Here is a 16,241-nt window from a genome sequence, read left to right on the forward strand (position 1 = left end):
GTGGCGGCCTCGGCAGCTTCGCGCAGTGGCCACAGCTCGCTGCCGCCTCGTCGGGTGCGCTCGTACGCGGCTGCGAACGATGCTCCTCAGGCGAACTCCCACGCTCAGCAGGCTCCTCAAAGCACTACACAGCCCACTGCTCAAGCCAAGCAGGCTCCGGTTCTTCCTCAGCTCAAGCCTGCCGAGTTCGTCCCCGGAACAGCCGGGATTGTTGTTCGTACACGTGCGTCAAAACACGGAAGGACCACTCAGGAGTAGTCCGACCTTGAGGGAAGCCCGAAACGCTTCTCATCAAACAATATGGGTGTGGCCCGCGCACAATGTCCGCGGGCCACACCCATCAAAACTGTCGACGTGGTCTTTATCGATCGAGTCCCACGTGGCCGACCGCCTTCCACAGGCTTCCAATCACAGCCGCCCCTGCGATTGCCTTAATGATTCCGCCCACGATAAAGGGCGTGAACCCTGCATTCATGGTTTGCGCGAAAGACATGGTGACGCCGCCCATGCGGACAACCATCCACATGTAGGGGATGCCGACCAGGAAGGGAACTAGGGTTGCGCCACCAAAGGCCGCAAGAGACAGCCAGAGGTGACGATCCCATGCGCGTTCAGAGAGCTTTCCGATCAACCATGCAGCCGGAATAAAGCCAATGATGTAGCCAAAAGATGGCTTTGCAAGTGCAGCAAGACCGCCACTTGCGGACGAGAACCACGGCACTCCAGCAAGGCCAAGTACCAGATAGGAAAGCAGTGAGAGAGCCCCGCGACGTGCTCCCAGAACAGCGCCGACTAGCAGAACGCCAAGAGTTTGGCCGGTGATCGGAACAGGCCACATGGGAATGGCGACCTGTGCCAGAGCTCCGACAAGTCCTGCACCCGCAAGAATGGCAAGAGCATCTCGACGCAGCGATGCGCAACCGAAGTGGTCAGCTAGTACCGGTGAGAAAGTTGATGGAGCCAGTGGTGTCGTCATGAGAAATCCTTTCAAGAATGTGATTCAGATTGGTACGCATGAATCCATGCGATCGCGTAGTTACCGTCATGGGATAAAGAAACAAGCCATGTGAGTGAAGCTGAAATCTCGCGTTCTGTTTGCTCAAGCGCGGTGGCAATTGCTCCGTGGAAGCGCAGCGAAGGGCGCCCCCAGCGGTCATTCACTACTTCGATTTCGGCCCAATCAACCTGGTCGCGCTCAAGTGGGTCTTCGTGACCGTAGTACAGCGAGGACCAAGCCTTGATGAAGGCCTCTTTCGCTGCCCAGCGAGCCGCAAGAGACTGAATCGAACGCATCGACAGACCTGAAGGCAGGCTAGAACTCGAAAGGGCCTCAGAAGCTTCGCAGGCGGATACCTCCTGCTCAGGAGTGAAACGCGCTGCTGCATTCCACTCCCGAGCAGTGAAGACTTGATGAAATACCGAGCCTTCCTGGCCGAGTTGCTCTCCGAAAGAAGCAACATCGACCAGGTCGACACCGATAGCTGCCGGTTTCATGCCTGTTCTCAGTTCTGAGCTTCCTGTGAATCCGAAGCCGCCGATGCGTAGGTGCCATCTGCACCCAAGCGAGCGGAAGGATCCAGAAGCAGGGCAACCTCGGCCTCGTGAGTGTCGGTTGCCGGAAGGCGACGCCCCTCAATGGGAATGAAGAGCTCCGCGTGCCCGATCATTCCCTGCTCCAGGTGACGACGTCCCTCTTCCAAACGCTTCTGGGCACGTTCACGCCACTGAGCCAGAGCGGACTCGCCACGTTCGGCACGCAGCGCAGCCTCAAAGGCAGCGGGGTGAACAAGGACGACCATCGCGGCGATGTGGCCAAAGCCCAGAGAGGTCAGGACACCGGCGCGGACGGGCGAAGCGGACATATCCAGCGGCTGACGCAGCCACAGGAGCGGCATCCACTGAGCCATTTCCGGATCCAAGCAATCCAGAGAGCGGTTTGCCGGGATTTCCTGGCGGCGGAAGATATCGATGAGGCCCGCTGCTTGGAAGAGCGCAGCGCCACCCTTTGCGTGACCGGTCAGGGTCTTCTGCGATACGACATACAGCGGGTTGCCCGCTGAACGTCCAAGTGCCGCCGACAGGCGCGAGTGGAGCTCGGCCTCGTTCGGGTCATTCGCACGGGTCGACGTGTCGTGCTTGGAGACAACCGCGATATCGTCCGCACTCAGTCCGAGGTCCTCAAGTGAGCGAGCCAGTGCAGAATTGCGACCACCGCGTGCTGCCGCCAAGGCTCCGAGGCCGGGGGCGGGGATCGAGGTGTGCGCACCGTCTGCAAAGGAACGTGCGTAGGCGACAACCGCTTGGACCGGCAGGCCCAGATCCGCTGCGATATCGCCGCGGGTCACCAGCAGGGTGCCACCGCCAGCGGCCTCGAGGAAGCCTGCACGACGACGATCTCCGGCGCGAGAGAAGTGGCGCGGAGTGATTCCACGGGCTTCAAGCGCTGCGGACTCGGCGGTCGCGTTCATGTTGCCAAAGCCGGTCAGCGATTCGACCGAGATATCGTCGATACCGCCGGCGACAACGAAGTCGGACTTGCCCAGGCGAATCTTGTCGACGGCTTCCTCGATGGAAACCGCGGCAGTTGCGCAGGCACCCACCGAGTGGATCATCTGGCCGTAGCCGCCAATGAAGGACTGCATGGTGTGTGCGGCCACGACATTGGGCAGAGCCTCTTGAAGGATGTCCTGTGGACGATCCTCACCCAGGAAGCGCGAGAGGAAGACGTGGCGCAGGGACTCCATGCCACCGATACCCGTGCCCTGTGTCGAGGACACATCCGCGGGGTGGACGGCCTGCAGGAGTTCAGCGGGGGAGAAGCCCGAAGAGATGAAGGCATCCACTGCGGTGACCAAGTTCCACACAGCGATGCGGTCGAGGGCCTCGACCATGGAAGCGGGAATGCCCCACTGAGCCGGATCGAAGTCTTTGGGGATCTGGCCGCCGACCCTGCGGGTCAGGGTTGCTCGCGCGGGGACCTGGACGGGGGAACCAGCGGACTTGGTGACGTGCCACGTACCGTTTTCTTCCCAGATCGTCGTGTGCGAAGGATCTGCCAAGACGTAGTCTTCGGCTTCAGCCTTCGTGTCCACGGTGAAGGTCTGCTCGGAGGTCAAGAAGACCGTCCTCACGTCATTCGAACCGCAGTCAACCATGTTTGAATCGTCGTTGAAGCGACGGATACCCGATCGGGCCACGACCTCATCGCGGAAACGATCGTAGATCTCGGCTTCGTCAACCGGTGCGCCAGAAGCGTCATACCAGCCGGGCTGCGGGCTATCGGACCAGTTGATGAGCTTCATCATCCAGGCCATCTCTAGGACGCCGGCAGCGGTCAGATCAAAGTCCTGACCGAATTCGGCCTCTTCGCGGGTACGTCCCGAACCCCAGGTGCCAATTTCACCGGTGCCGACAATGACGATCTGATCGCGCAGTTGCGCGCGAGGAGTTGCCCACTCGATCGGTGCAGCCAGTGAAGGAACAACCGGGTTGGGCAGGGCCCGCAGGGTTGCGTGCTTCTCTACCTGAGATTCCTGTGCCGAGGCCATCGCCTGCTCGCGTGCCTGGCGAGCCAGTGCGGGAAGGTCAAGCCCCGCCTCGGCCAAGCCGCCGGTCAGGTCGGCGTGAACAGGAGCCTGAGCAGCCTGCTCGCGGACCTCGCGGGTGAGGAGCTGGGCGAGTTCGCCGGCGATTTCTTCGGTCGTGTAGACGTGTACACCTGCCGCCTCAGCCGCGGGAACCAGGATGTCGTTTCCGCCCATGAGGGAGGTGCCCTGAACCCAACCGATCAGTGGGTGAGCAATGCTCGTGCGCGTCGGCCAACCGGACTCGTGCTCCCACTTGGTTGCAATCGCGTCGAAGGCTGCCTTCGCTTCGCCATATGCACCGTCGCCACCGAAGATTCCGCGGTTGGGTGAACCGGGAAGCAAGATGTGCGTGCGGTGGTTGGGAGCCGTGTCTGCACGCAAGCCGGACAGCAGGTGGATTGCGCGTTCGACGCTCCACAGAAGCAGGCGTTCTTGAGCAAGCGCACCCTGAGGATCCGAACCAACGGTTCCGGAGACGCGAGGTGCGGCGAAGGGAACGAAAATATCGGGAAGAAGCGCAGGTTTGACGACCTCGGTTGTCGCCCCGTGCGTCTCGGTCTGTTCGCTACCAACCCAGGAGATCAGCGCATCAACATCACGGAAGGACGCCATGTTTGCGGGGACGACCCACAGGGTTGCGCCGATTGCGGCGTGCGTGCGGTACAGCTCCTTGGCGAATGCCAGTCGTGCATCGTTAACTCGCGATGAGGTCATGATGACGGTTGCGCCACCGGCAAGAAGCTCGCCTACGACTGCGGCCGCAATCGAGTGGGGGGCAGCTCCGGTAACAAGTGCGACGTCTCCAGCGAAGCGGCCTTCAGCTGTCTCAAGAGCAGCGTGGGCGACGCGGGCGAAGTAGTCCTTGAGACCTGCGTCCGAGGTGTTGGCGCTGTACCACTTCGCCAGTTCACTCAGCGATTGTCCTGCACCGCGTAGGCGTTCAGGCGCAAGGCTTTCAGTGGAAGCAGCACCGGCAAAGATGCGGGCGAGGTCTTCACGAGCAGTTGCCCAACGGTCGTCAAGGAGGACCGCGCGGCCTTCATCAAAGGCGGGGCGCACGGAGGCTTCCCAATTTGCTCCAAGTTCGGCCTCAACAGCCGCGATCAGAGCGGAGGAATCTTCGCTCTCCACTGCTGCGGGGACAGTGGAGATACCCAAAACCTTGAGAATGTCGCGTGCTTGGTTGGCCAAGATCCCACGCTCACCGAGGATGCGATCTTCCAGGTCGCGCAGAGCAACAGAATCAACGACCTCACCGCTGGCGCCTCCACCGGAGCTTGGACGCGAGAGCGTCAATCCCTCACGTGCTGCGATCAAAGCTAGAGCCTGATCGATGAGAGCTGAAGCATCCTTTGCAGAGGAGACCGAGCCCGGCAGAGTCGAGAGGCTACCACCGCGAATTGAGTCACCTTCACGGGTGCCCAGCAGGATTTCTGCATTCACGCGTGCGGCCCACTGTTCACTCAGGTCCCAATTGTCCTTGACGTAACCGGTTGTGAAGCTCGCGGGAAGACCAGCAGAACCGAAGATCTTGCGCAGCTTGGAGTTGATTGCGTCGCTGAGGACCGGGCCAAAAGGTGTGTAGCTGGGGACCAGAGTGTCGATGGTCGCGAAGAGATCGCCCATCGATGCTTCGGCCGCACCTTCGATAGTCGAGAGCGAGAGCTCAGCGGCCATGTCCATGAGCAGCTGGTTGCGCTTTGATGACACGCCATTTGTCAGGGTTTCGACAGTGTCAGAGGCATCGATCTGCTCGGTGAGGAGCTTGTTCGAGAAGGCGAGAAGAACGCGGATAGCATCCGAGGCCGAGAGCGGGAGTTCCGGCATGGTTCCGCTTGCCGCAGCCGCGGGGGCTGGCGCCGGGGCTGCGCTTGGTGCTTCGGCCGCAGGAGCGCTTGCCGCGGGAGCTTCCGCTGCCGAGGCGTTGCTTTCGGGTGCAGAGGGAGTAGCCTCGTCGCTGGGCGCCGACGCATCGGATTGTGCGCGTTCGGGCTGAGCGACCGCGTCCTCGTTGCGGGCACGTGCGGCGTCGCGCTCGACGTTCAGCACATCGATATTTGTCTGCGCGAACTTAGGCTGTGAAAGCGTCCGCGAAGCCATGTTTGCCAGGGTCGGCGAGGATGCCAAACCGATCTCAATCACGCGCTCAACGCCCAGGCCCTGCGGGGGAGCGCTGAAGAGCAGATCCTGAGTCTCAATCCAGCGAACCGGCGAAGCAAACTGCCACGAGAGGAGCTCGATGAGCAGGGTACGTGCGGTGGCCTGCGGATGAGCGATCGATTCTTCCCAATTGTCGACGATCTTTTGAGTTGCCTCAGAGGGAACAACGTCAAGGATCGACTGGGCAAAATCTCGGGTGAGTTCGAAGGGGCGAGCAACCAAGTTCGGGATGTAGCGTCCTTCGAGAACCTCAAGGTTAATGTCCTGGGGAAGCAAAGAATCGAGCTTGTCGCGGAAGGCCGGGACACCAGCGCGCAGGCGCGAGGAGTGGAAAGGAACATCGATTCCGGGGATCATGATGAGCGCTCGGCGACCACCGTGTTCGCGGGCACGCTGTGCGGTGTCCTCTTCCAAGGCTTTCAGACCGGCGACTGTTCCAGCAACCGAGTACTGAGAACCAGCCAGGTTGTAGTTGACAATCTCCAAGAATTCGCCGGACTTTTCAGCGATCGAGGCCACGTAGTCGCGGACCTCTGCGTCGCCCATACCGAATTGGTTGGGGCGGAGAGCTCCCATTGCGTAGTTCGATCGACCCTGTGCGTCGCGTTCGACCAAGTGGTGCATGGCTGAACCGCGCTGGAACACGATTTCCAAAACCTGCTCGAGGGGGAAGATCCGTGCGTAGGCGGAGAGGGCGGTGTACTCGCCCAAAGAGTGTCCCGCGTAGAAGGAGTGATCCACAAGGGCGTTTTCCGTGCGGAGTTCCTCGGTCTGGGCGTAGGCCAGAGTTGCCAGAGCGACCTGGGTGAATTGCGTGAGGTTGAGGACGCCCTTGGGGTGGCGGAAGACCTCGTTGCCGACGCGAAGTTCGGTCGGGTTTGTACGAACAATGGTCTCGATGGAGAAGCCCAGTGCCTTGCGAGTATGAGCATCGGCTTGCGCCCATACCGCGCGAGCGGTTGAGCTCATGTGCTCCAAGCCCATCATCTTTCGCTGGATACCCTGACCGGGGTAGACATAGGCGGTGCGGGGTGCGCGAGTGAGTGCACGCGCGATGGAGACGACCTCATCGCCAATTCGGCATGTAGCTTCAAGGACCAATTCGCCACCGATACGACCCACGCGCTCAATGGTGATATCCACGATGTCCGAGAGCTGAACCATGCCGAACATGCGGTAGGACCATGCTTCAATCTCGACCTCGGGCATGTCAACGGAGCGAATGACGCCCAGTCGATCAGGGCTGTCAACCGGCTGAGTTGAGTGAGCGCACAGCAGATGCTGAACGGTCGCGGACAACCACATTCCGTGAACCAGCGGAGCTGAAAGGCCAGAAAGGCGTGCAGCAGCGTAGGAGGTGTGAATGGGGTTGAAGTCTCCGGAAACAATGGCGAAGGCCGTCATGTTTTCGGGAGCCTGAACGCGCACGTGACGCAGGAAGGAACGCGGTGTGTCCGTGTAGGAATCTGCGACCTCGGGTGCCGGTGCGGGCGGCTGGGTTGAAGCAATCCGGCCTCGGATAGCGAAACGCTCAACCAAGCGTGCAAAAACTGTGCCCCCAGCACTCAACTCAAGTTCGACGCGCACCACGCGACCTGCCGAAGACTCGGCAAGCTCAGCGCAGCGTCCCACGACCTCGACGCGGGTTCCAAAAGCGGGAAGCGGAGCATCGAGGAAGATCGAGTGGTCGAGGTGAACGGCATTGACCAGACCTTCAATGACAGGCACGCCCTGGTACATTGCCGAGCCCAGTGCGGCGTAAATCGCGGGCCAGCAGGGGCCGACCAGCGCATCGGGCACTCCCGAGGCCAGCTGTGTCGACAGCGCACCACCGGTTACCGCTCCGTGAGCGTAGCCCAGGTTCTCGGTGAAGGTGAAGGAATCGTGAACCGTGCCAAAACCTTCGCCGGGGATAACAGCGGGCATCTTCTCAATGCGGTCGCCATTCACGCTCGTCGTTCCCACTCCGGCAGCGCCGGCAAGCAGATCGTAAGCGGTCACGGACAGTCGTGACATGTCAACAACCGGGTAAGCGCCGGTCATGCACGCGCTGGAGAGAAGAACGGGGATGTCGATGTACTCAACTGAGTGGTGAGAGCTATTCGGGGTCTCATCCCACATTGAATCGCAGTGGATGCGAATCGAATAGCCGCCCTCATCGTGAAGGATTTCCGTGGCCTCGACCGAGGTGTAGGCCGGGTTATCGACCAGGTTGCCCGCCCACTGGATGTGGGAAATTTCCCGCAGGAACGAGGCCGCGTCAGTCAAATCGTGGAAACGAGACCAGACCTGGGGAACACGCGCGTCGTCTGTGGAGACGGCATCGACGACAGCCTGCTCGAAACGGGCAAACATTTCACCGATGGGCTCATCAACGCGATCAATTCCGGCAACCGAACGGGGGCCGGGGATGATGCGGACTGCGTCTGCATCGAAACGTGCATCTTGGGACTGCCAGAGTGTGTCGGTTCCCCACCAGCGAGCAAGATCGCCGTCCAGAACGGGAACGAAAGGCATGGGCTTGTGGTGCTTGCGGCACAGGACCGGGAACCATGCGACATCGGCGGGAATGACGCGGGTGGTCTCAGCCTGAGGGTAGGCCTCGAGCAGGCGGGCCAAAGCGGCCTGTCCGTCTTCAAGATCATCGCGGCTTTCAAAAAGCGTGGGGATATCACCGTGGTCGGCCGGGTTCAAGCGGGACTCAATACGGTGGAAGAGATCCAGAGCGCGATCCGTCCAGGTCCAATCTGCCCAGGGGTAGGACAGATCAATGACGCGGCGCGCCCAATCGGCGTAGGTCATTTCAGAGAGCTCACCGAAGTAGGGCTTCGCAGTCTTGTTCATGGCCTCAATGAGTTCATCGCGGTGTGCGTCGATGGACTCCTGGTCGGAGCCGACCTCGTGAATGAGGCGTGAAGCGCGAGCGGAGGAGTTCTCAATCTCGTGCATGTCCGCATTCAGGTGGGACAAACCGGAGGTCATGCCACCGCGCACCTGGCCGGTACCGACCCAGCCATCACCGCCAACACCGGGGGTGTCCTTGAGCAGTTGCTTTACCTGAGGAGAAGTTTCGGCTTCTAGTGTCGCCATCGAGGCCGTACCGACCAGAACAGCATCGACGGGCATCGGTGCTGAGCCCAGATCGACGGACCACTGTCCGGTGATGTAACGAGCGGCATCTGCTGCCGAACCAATACCGCCGCCAACAGCAAGAACAAGGTTGGGCGTACGACGGATTTGTGCGTAGGTAGCCAAGAGCAGATCGTCGAGGTTTTCCCATGAGTGGTGGCCACCAGAGTGGCCGTCTTCCACCTGAATAATCAGGGTCTGATCCGGGTTTGCTTGTGCAATACGGACGACCTGTTCGATCTGCTCGACGGTTCCGGGCTTCAGGCACAGGTATTCGAAGCCATCGGCGCGTAACTGGGCGATCAGCTCGCGGGCCTCATCCAATTCGGGGATACCGGCGGCGATCGTCACCGCATCGATGGGAGCACCTGCGCGGCGGGCCTTGGGAACAATTCGGTTGACACCGAATTGAAGGTTCCACATGAAACGATCAAAGAACATCGTGTTGAATCCCGCGCTGCGGCCGGGTTCAAGGAGCTTTTGAAGCTCAAGACGGTGCTCGGTGAAGACTTCTTCGGAGTACTGGCCGCCACCGGCCATTTCTGCCCAGTGACCAGCGTTTGCGGCTGCAGCAACAATACGAGGCCCGACGGTCGTGGGAGTCATACCCGGAAGGATGATGGGGGAGCGTCCCGTCAAACGGGTGAATGCCGTTGAAACCACGCGGCGTCCGTCGGGAAGAGCAACGACCTTGGGAGCGAACTGTGACCAGTCTGCGGCCGCTTCGATTGACGAACCTTCTTCATCGAGTTCGGTGCGGCGCGATGCGGTCGATGCATCGACGATCTGTGCGCCGGTTCCATCTAGGAGATCCTGGGTCAGTCGGGTGAGCATATTCGAAGGCCCAAGATCAATGAAGGTCTTCACGCCCTGGTTGAGGGCTGAGGAAATCGCTGCAGACCAGTCATCGCGCTCAACGAGGATTGCGCGGGCAACGCGCTCGGCCTCGGCATCATCAATTCCGTGACCGGCTGCTGCCAAGCTCCGTGCCCACGAAGTGACCTGCGCGACTGCTTCCTCCAACAGGGGTGAATGGAAGGGGGCCGAGACAGGCAGAAACTCGACGATTGCCTCAAGAGGAGTGCCGCCGGTCAGGTGCTCGTCCAAAGCGCGGTTTGAGGCTGCAACCTGTGCCTCAAGCTGGCGACGGCAGGCGTTAAGATCACCCGGACGACCGGAAAGAACGACGGAACGCGGGCCGTTGACAACGGCCAGGGAAACGGGAGAACCCTCAACGGCCTCGGTAATCATCGAGGCCGGAAGTCCGCGAACGGAAAGCATCGGGGTTGCTTCACCCAAGTTGGTCGCGCCCAAACGGATGCTGACCGATTGCGCAGCGGCACCGATGAGCACTGCGAGGGCTAGCACGTGGGTGAGGCGCTGGTCATCGCGGGCGATCCATGCACGGGCAACCTCGGCGCCCAAGATGCCTTGGGAATGACCGAGCAGCAAGGGGGAAGTCGTGTGGACATCCAACTGGGTTGCATCGAGATCTGCCAAAGCTGCTAGCTGAGCCAAGGTGATACCCGGCACTGAGACGGAGGCGGAGCGGTCCAGAGGAAGGTCCTCAGCGTTGCCGTCCAGAAGAGCGTTCAGGCGCTCCAATGAACCGGGTGCGCTGGTTAGAAGCTCACCGGCAACGGGAGCAAGAAGCTCACGCATTGCCTGGTAGTGCTTGCGCAACAGTGCGGCGTGAGGGGGGAAGGATAGGGAGGTCGAAAGAGCAGGGCGCCACGCGGACCCCTGTCCCGCAAAAGTCAATGCGTAGGGAGTGGGGATTTCGGCAAAAAATGCGGTCATGATTAATCTACTTTCCTCATCACATAGGGGCGTTATCGTGGACGCGCGGGGTCGTTACGGTGCGGTCCTTGAGGTGAAGGACCGATAGGGCTCGGCAAATGTTCTGGCGGGTTGTGGAAGGCTCGATCAGTGCGTCGAGCTCTCCATTTTTCAGAGAAAGATTCGGGTTCATCGCTTGGCGCTCATACATTTCCTGGTAGTGCGCACGCTGCTGAGCAACATCGCGCCCTTCCTTTCCGGCCGCGGCAAGCTGGCGGCGGAACACGATGTCCACCGCTCCTTCAGAGCCCATCACGGCAATTTGAGAGGCCGGCCATGAGAAGTTCATATCTGCGCCCAGTGACTTCGAACCCATGACGATGTAGGCGCCGCCAAATGCCTTGCGCAAAATAACGGTGATCATGGGGACGGTTGCCGTCGCATAGGCGGTGATCAATTTGGCGCCGCGGCGAATAATTCCCGCTCGTTCCTGTTCGGAACCGGGACGATATCCAGGGACGTCAACAAGGGTGATAATCGGGATCCCGAAGGCGTCAAGGAATTGAACGAATCGCGCGGCCTTTTCAGAAGCGTTCACATCCAGAGTTCCCGCATCGATGCTGGGCTGGTTGGCAACAATTCCAACCGGCCGTCCTTCAAAGCAGGCGAAGCCAACAACGATTGACGGTGAGAACAGGGGCTGAACCTCAAGGAATTCCCCGTGATCGACAAGCGCTTCAATGACTTCGACCATGTCGTAGTCCTGCTTGGGGGATTCCGGAACCAGGGATGCGACCTCGCGTGCGCGTTCTTCGGTGCCATCGTTTTCGAAGAGGTAGCGCGGAGGCTTCTTATCGCAGTTCTGCGGCAGGTAGGACAGCAGGGTGCGCGCGTAATCCAAGGCCTCGTTCTCATCTTCGGCAAGGAAGTGCGCAACGCCCGACACCGAGTTATGCAGGTCGCCACCACCCAGGTCTTCAGAGGAAATATCTTCGCCGGTCGCAGCCTTCACAACGGAGGGGCCTGTGACAAACATGTACGAGGAATTCTTCGTCATGATGATGAAGTCGGTGAGCGCTGGCCCGTAGACCGCGCCACCCGCACAGGGACCCAGGATTACCGAGATCTGGGGGACGACTCCCGAGGCCTCGGTAGTCTTGCGGAAGATTCGACCGTATTGTGCAAGTGCGGTGACGCCTTCTTGGATGCGAGCGCCGCCCGAGTCCAGCAGGGCAATGATCGGGATTCGCATGGAGAGGGCACGATCCATGAGGAGAAGGATCTTATCGCCTTCAACCTTGCCCAGCGTGCCGCCACGGATTGAGAAGTCCTGTGCGTAAACAGCGACGGGGCGGCCATCCAGCGTGCCAATACCCGTGATGACGGCAGAACCGAGCTCACCGGCTTCGATATCGCCGCCGGCATAGCGGTTGAGCTCGCTGAAGGAGCCTTCATCAAGCAGGTAGTCCAAGCGCTCGCGGGCGGTTTGGCGTCCGCGAGCATGCTGTGCCTGACGCGCTTTTTCTTCTGCCGCTTCCAAGATGCTGTGCGTGCGATCGTAGAAGTTTCTGCGGCTGATGGCTTCGTGCTCTTCGGCCTCGTCGATTCGCTTGGCGCTCGATGGGGTCATGCTTCCTCCTTAATGCTCACCAAGACGTCTCCTGCTTTAACGGTGTCGCCCGCGCAGACGTGAATCGCCGAGATCGTTCCCGCGCAACCCGCGTTCAGGGCCTTTTCCATCTTCATGGACTCAATGACCGCAACCAGTTCGCCCTCTTCGACCGCTTGGCCTTCTTCGACGGCGATGCGGATGACGGTTGCTTGGATGGGGGAGGTAACGTTTGGGCCCTCGTCGTTTGCCCCGGTGCGTGGGCGCAGTGAGCGTCGCAGTGGCTGACGAGGTCGGAGTGCGCGTCCCCCCGATTCGCCCCCGGCAGCGCTCAGAAGTTCCGCGGGAAGGCTCAGCGTTGTGCGCTTTCCGTCAATTTCGATGACGAAGGAGCGCAGTGCGTGCGCTTCGTTTCCTTCTTCCGAGGCCTCGCGTGAGCTGTGCGTACCACCTGCAGTCGAGAGCTCGCGCGCAACTTCTTCGAGAACTCCTTCGCGTTCCAACCACTGGGTGTAGACACCCAAGCTGTCGCTTTCTTCACTTCGAAATTCGGCAGTTGCGAGGATATGTGCGAGCAGGGGAGCGGAGGTCGGTAGGCCTTCGACGCGAAACTCATCCAGCGCGCGCTGAAGACGAATAATTGCCTGAATACGTGTCGGCGCGTGAACGGTGATTTTTGCAATGAGAGAGTCGAAATCGGTTCCGATTTCTTCACCGGGACGGATGAAGGAATCGACACGGACTCCGGGGCCGCCGGGCCACTGGATTGTGCTCAAACGACCGGTTGCTGGCATTAGTTCTTGAGCGGGATCTTCACTGGTGACTCGCACTTCGATCGCATGACCGCGAGTAGAGGGGATCTTGCTGAGTGGAAGACCTTGAGCAATTCGAATCTGTTCGCGAACCAGATCGATTCCGGTGACCTCTTCGGAAACCGTGTGTTCGACTTGCAGGCGAGGGTTGACTTCCAGGAAATAGGCGTTGCCGTCTTCGACCAAGAACTCACAGGTACCGACACCCACGTACTGGACCGTGTCGAAGAGTGCGCGGGAGTACTTCTCAAGTGCCGCGTGGAGTTCTTCGGAGATAAAAGGAGCAGGTGCTTCTTCAACAACCTTCTGGTTGCGACGCTGGACCGAGCAGTCTCGCGTTGAAACGACTGCGAAAGTTCCGAAAGAATCGCGAGCGCATTGGGTTTCGACGTGACGACCGTGAGAAATGAATTTCTCCATGAAGCACAGCGTCAACGTCGAAGGATCGATCAGGTTCGTGTAGAAATCACGAACATCGGAGTCGGAATTCATGCGAGTGATTCCGCGCCCACCGCCGCCATCGGCACGCTTGATGAGGACCGGGTAGCCAATAGACTGTGCAAGCTCAAGTGCATCCTCGACGCTGCTTCCTTCCAAGGAACGACCGGCGATCGTTGGGACCTTGCACGAATCAGCCAGTTCGCGGGCTCGAATCTTGTCACCCAAGGCTTCGATGGCCTCAGCGGAAGGACCGATCCACACCAGGCCGGCTTCTGCGACGCGCGAGGCGAAATCGGCATTCTCGGAAAGGAAACCGTATCCGGGGTGGATTGCTCGCGCGCCCGACTTTGCGGCGGCCTCGAGAATCGCTTCCGGCTTCAGGTAGGTCTCAGCAGCGCTCTTCCCACCCAGGCTGTAGGCAGAAGTAGCGAGCTCGCAAGCCAAGGTATCCCGATCGGCCTCAGCGTAGACAGCGACCGAATCCAAACCCATTTCGCGAAGCGTGCGAATGACGCGAACCGCGATTTCACCTCGGTTCGCAACCAGAACGGGAGAAAGGGCAATCGTCATGACTGGTGTCCTTCCACTAGTGGGGTGGGGGAAATTTCCCCCGTGGTGACGGTCAGAATTTCGCCTTCCGTGGAGCGACAAATCAGGTGTGCGTGCTCATCGATGCTGATTGGAGTCGCGGTGAAGCGAATACCTCCGGGAAGGTGCAGTGGACATTGCGTACCGAAGATGCGCATGTGTGAGCTGTACTCTTCGCGCCAGGATTCAGGTGCGCCGGGGAGCGTGAAGAGCTGATCGAGATTCATGCGCAGTTCGCGGATCAATGATTCGCGTTCCTCGCTGCTCAGTGTGGTGTCGAAGCTTGCGGCGAAGTCACGAACCTCAGCCGGTAGGGCGCCGATGTTGACCCCAATGCCGATGATCACGCGGTGGGTGTCATCTCTTGTGTCGAGGTGTTCGCAAAGTATTCCAGCGGCTTTACGTCCGTTGATGAGCAGATCGTTTGGCCACTTGAGTGAAAGTGCGTCCTCACCGCTTGCAGTCTCATCGAGCCCTGTAGTGCGGATCGTGCGCAGGAGTGCGACACCGGCCAGCGCGGTCAGCCATTCTAATTCGCTTTCCGAGGCCTCAACCATGAGAGAGAAAGTCAGTGCCTCATCGGAAGAGAGCCAGACGCGTCCATCGCGTCCGCGCCCCTTGTTCTGGCGGCTTGCCCATAGCGCTATTCCCGAAGGCGCAGTTGAGCCCTCGCCGAGCACGACGCGGGCAAGGTGAGTGTTCGTTGAGTCAACTTCGTCGTAGTGAAGGACAGGTGCTTCTTGATCAATCTGCATTACACCCATCGTTCAATTTGCCGCATGAGCGGACAAATACAGGGGTGCATATTGTGAGTACCGCGCCTGAAACTCGGATAAAGTGCTATGAGTTTTTGGCGTGATTCTGCGATTCTTGAAGTTTCCTTCGAAAACGCTTGAAGGCGATACCGATGTGTATTTTCAGTCGATTTCGCGCGAGCAGGCGTAGAGCAGGACCAGGACGACTTCGAGAATTGATCGGGTTGCCGGGCTGGCCTGTGAGGCTGTGTGGGCAGGTGGGACCGGTGGGTGATCTTCACGAGGCGTCGGCGCGGGGTAGCCGGAGTTTGCGGCAGTACTGTGCTTACTTCGGTACTTGCGAATAGATTGACGCCACCCTGCAAGTCCTGCGGCACGTATGACGACACCGATGACGCTTTGGGTCAGCGCATCAATGGGAACCGTGAGTTCACGCCCGGCGGCCGTCAGGATTGTCTGCAGAACCGAACCGAGTTGATCCGCAAATTGACGGTTGAGGTCCAGCAGTCGCATACCCCACTCGGGGTCGCGGATTGAACGCATGAGCATCTCGGAGTGGAGGATGTAGAGTCCTTCGTCAATGTGGATTGCGTCCAAGGCTTCGTAGAGCAGGTTTTCCATGAGGAGGTGACGATCCCCCTCACCTCCCTGCGATGCGGGGGTTTGAGCGTTCTCCCACAGAAGGACGCGTTCACGCAGGCGTTGGATCAGGTCGGCGTATTCGCCTTCAGCCAAGATTCCCAGCAGTGAGTCTTTAGAGGAAAAATTTGAGTAGAAGGCGCCGCGGGTAAAACCAGCGACTGCGCAGATGTGCTCAAGCGATGTGGCTTCAATGCCTTCGGTGATGATGATGTGTCGAGTTGCTGCAAGGAGACGGTCCTGGGTTTCGGCTCGTTTTCCCATATGTAACCGCCTTTTCCTACCGACACCGAGTGGAACATGCATGGGCGAAGGCGATGCGTCTTCAGTGACATGTTCGTTTAGAGCTGAGGGTTCTATTGTCTCACGACCATCGTGCCCAGTGTAGGGTGAATGCATGATTGGTGGACTTCTTACGCTACTGGGCAACCTGATTCTGATCGTTGTCATCGGTGTTGCACTGATTTCAGCTGCCTTCATTTTCTTTGTCCGTCGCGCGATGCGTCGCGGGATGGGTCAAGGTGCGCCTTCGCGTTATGGATCCCCGCGACCGGGTGTGCGCGTTGTTGACAGCACTGTGGTTGAGGAGCCTTCGACCAGTGATTCTGGGAAAACTGCTCCTCGCGCGGCTGATATTCCAGATTCTGCGGAAGTTCAGATCATTGAGGTTACGACCCGCGAAGACTGATCACCACCGCTAGATGCGGTTATGACAGGGTGGGGGCCAGACGCTGCGCGTCTG

The 16,241-nt window shown here is 59.7% G+C and carries 8 protein-coding genes and 1 pseudogene; 2 read left to right on the plus strand and 7 right to left on the minus strand.

What is annotated here, in order from left to right:
• Positions 1 to 258 (plus strand): annotated as a pseudogene (locus QZR18_RS07640) (tRNA-specific adenosine deaminase); the annotation flags it as partial.
• Positions 259 to 361: 103 nt separating this feature from the next.
• Here the strand turns inward: QZR18_RS07640 and QZR18_RS07645 are convergent.
• The 7 genes from QZR18_RS07645 to QZR18_RS07675 all read right to left on the minus strand — a co-directional run bounded on the left by QZR18_RS07645 (position 362) and on the right by QZR18_RS07675 (position 15,763).
• Entirely contained in the window at positions 362 to 976 is a 615-nt protein-coding gene (locus QZR18_RS07645; RefSeq protein WP_178704068.1) for a biotin transporter BioY, read from the minus strand.
• A gap of 11 nt (positions 977 to 987) precedes the next feature.
• Positions 988 to 1,494 carry a holo-ACP synthase gene (locus QZR18_RS07650; protein WP_178704070.1) on the minus strand — a complete coding sequence of 169 codons (507 nt, stop codon included), beginning with the start codon at positions 1,492 to 1,494 and terminating at the stop codon, positions 988 to 990.
• An 8-nt stretch (positions 1,495 to 1,502) separates the two neighbouring features.
• Positions 1,503 to 10,676 (minus strand): type I polyketide synthase, encoded by a 9,174-nt coding sequence (locus QZR18_RS07655; protein ID WP_178704073.1) that lies wholly within the window; start codon positions 10,674 to 10,676, stop codon positions 1,503 to 1,505.
• A 19-nt stretch (positions 10,677 to 10,695) separates the two neighbouring features.
• A complete protein-coding gene (locus QZR18_RS07660; protein WP_178704076.1) occupies positions 10,696 to 12,285 on the minus strand; it encodes an acyl-CoA carboxylase subunit beta in 1,590 nt (529 codons plus the stop codon).
• Positions 12,282 to 14,087 carry a biotin carboxylase N-terminal domain-containing protein gene (locus tag QZR18_RS07665; protein WP_178704079.1) on the minus strand — a complete coding sequence of 602 codons (1,806 nt, stop codon included), beginning with the start codon at positions 14,085 to 14,087 and terminating at the stop codon, positions 12,282 to 12,284. Before QZR18_RS07665 ends, QZR18_RS07660 begins: the two co-directional genes overlap by 4 nt.
• On the minus strand, positions 14,084 to 14,860 hold the full coding sequence (locus tag QZR18_RS07670; protein WP_291458892.1) for a biotin--[acetyl-CoA-carboxylase] ligase: 777 nt from the start codon (positions 14,858 to 14,860) through the stop codon (positions 14,084 to 14,086). The genes QZR18_RS07665 and QZR18_RS07670 overlap by 4 nt, the downstream gene beginning before the upstream one ends.
• A gap of 162 nt (positions 14,861 to 15,022) precedes the next feature.
• Entirely contained in the window at positions 15,023 to 15,763 is a 741-nt protein-coding gene (locus QZR18_RS07675) for a TetR/AcrR family transcriptional regulator (protein ID WP_178704085.1), read from the minus strand.
• Between the two features lie 133 nt (positions 15,764 to 15,896).
• On the opposite strand from QZR18_RS07675, the gene QZR18_RS07680 reads away from it, so the two are divergent.
• Entirely contained in the window at positions 15,897 to 16,187 is a 291-nt protein-coding gene (locus QZR18_RS07680; protein ID WP_178704087.1) for a hypothetical protein, read from the plus strand.
• Positions 16,188 to 16,241: the final 54 nt, after the last annotated feature.

Source organism: uncultured Actinomyces sp. (assembly GCA_900541895.1).
In the GTDB taxonomy this organism is placed as follows: domain Bacteria; phylum Actinomycetota; class Actinomycetes; order Actinomycetales; family Actinomycetaceae; genus Pauljensenia.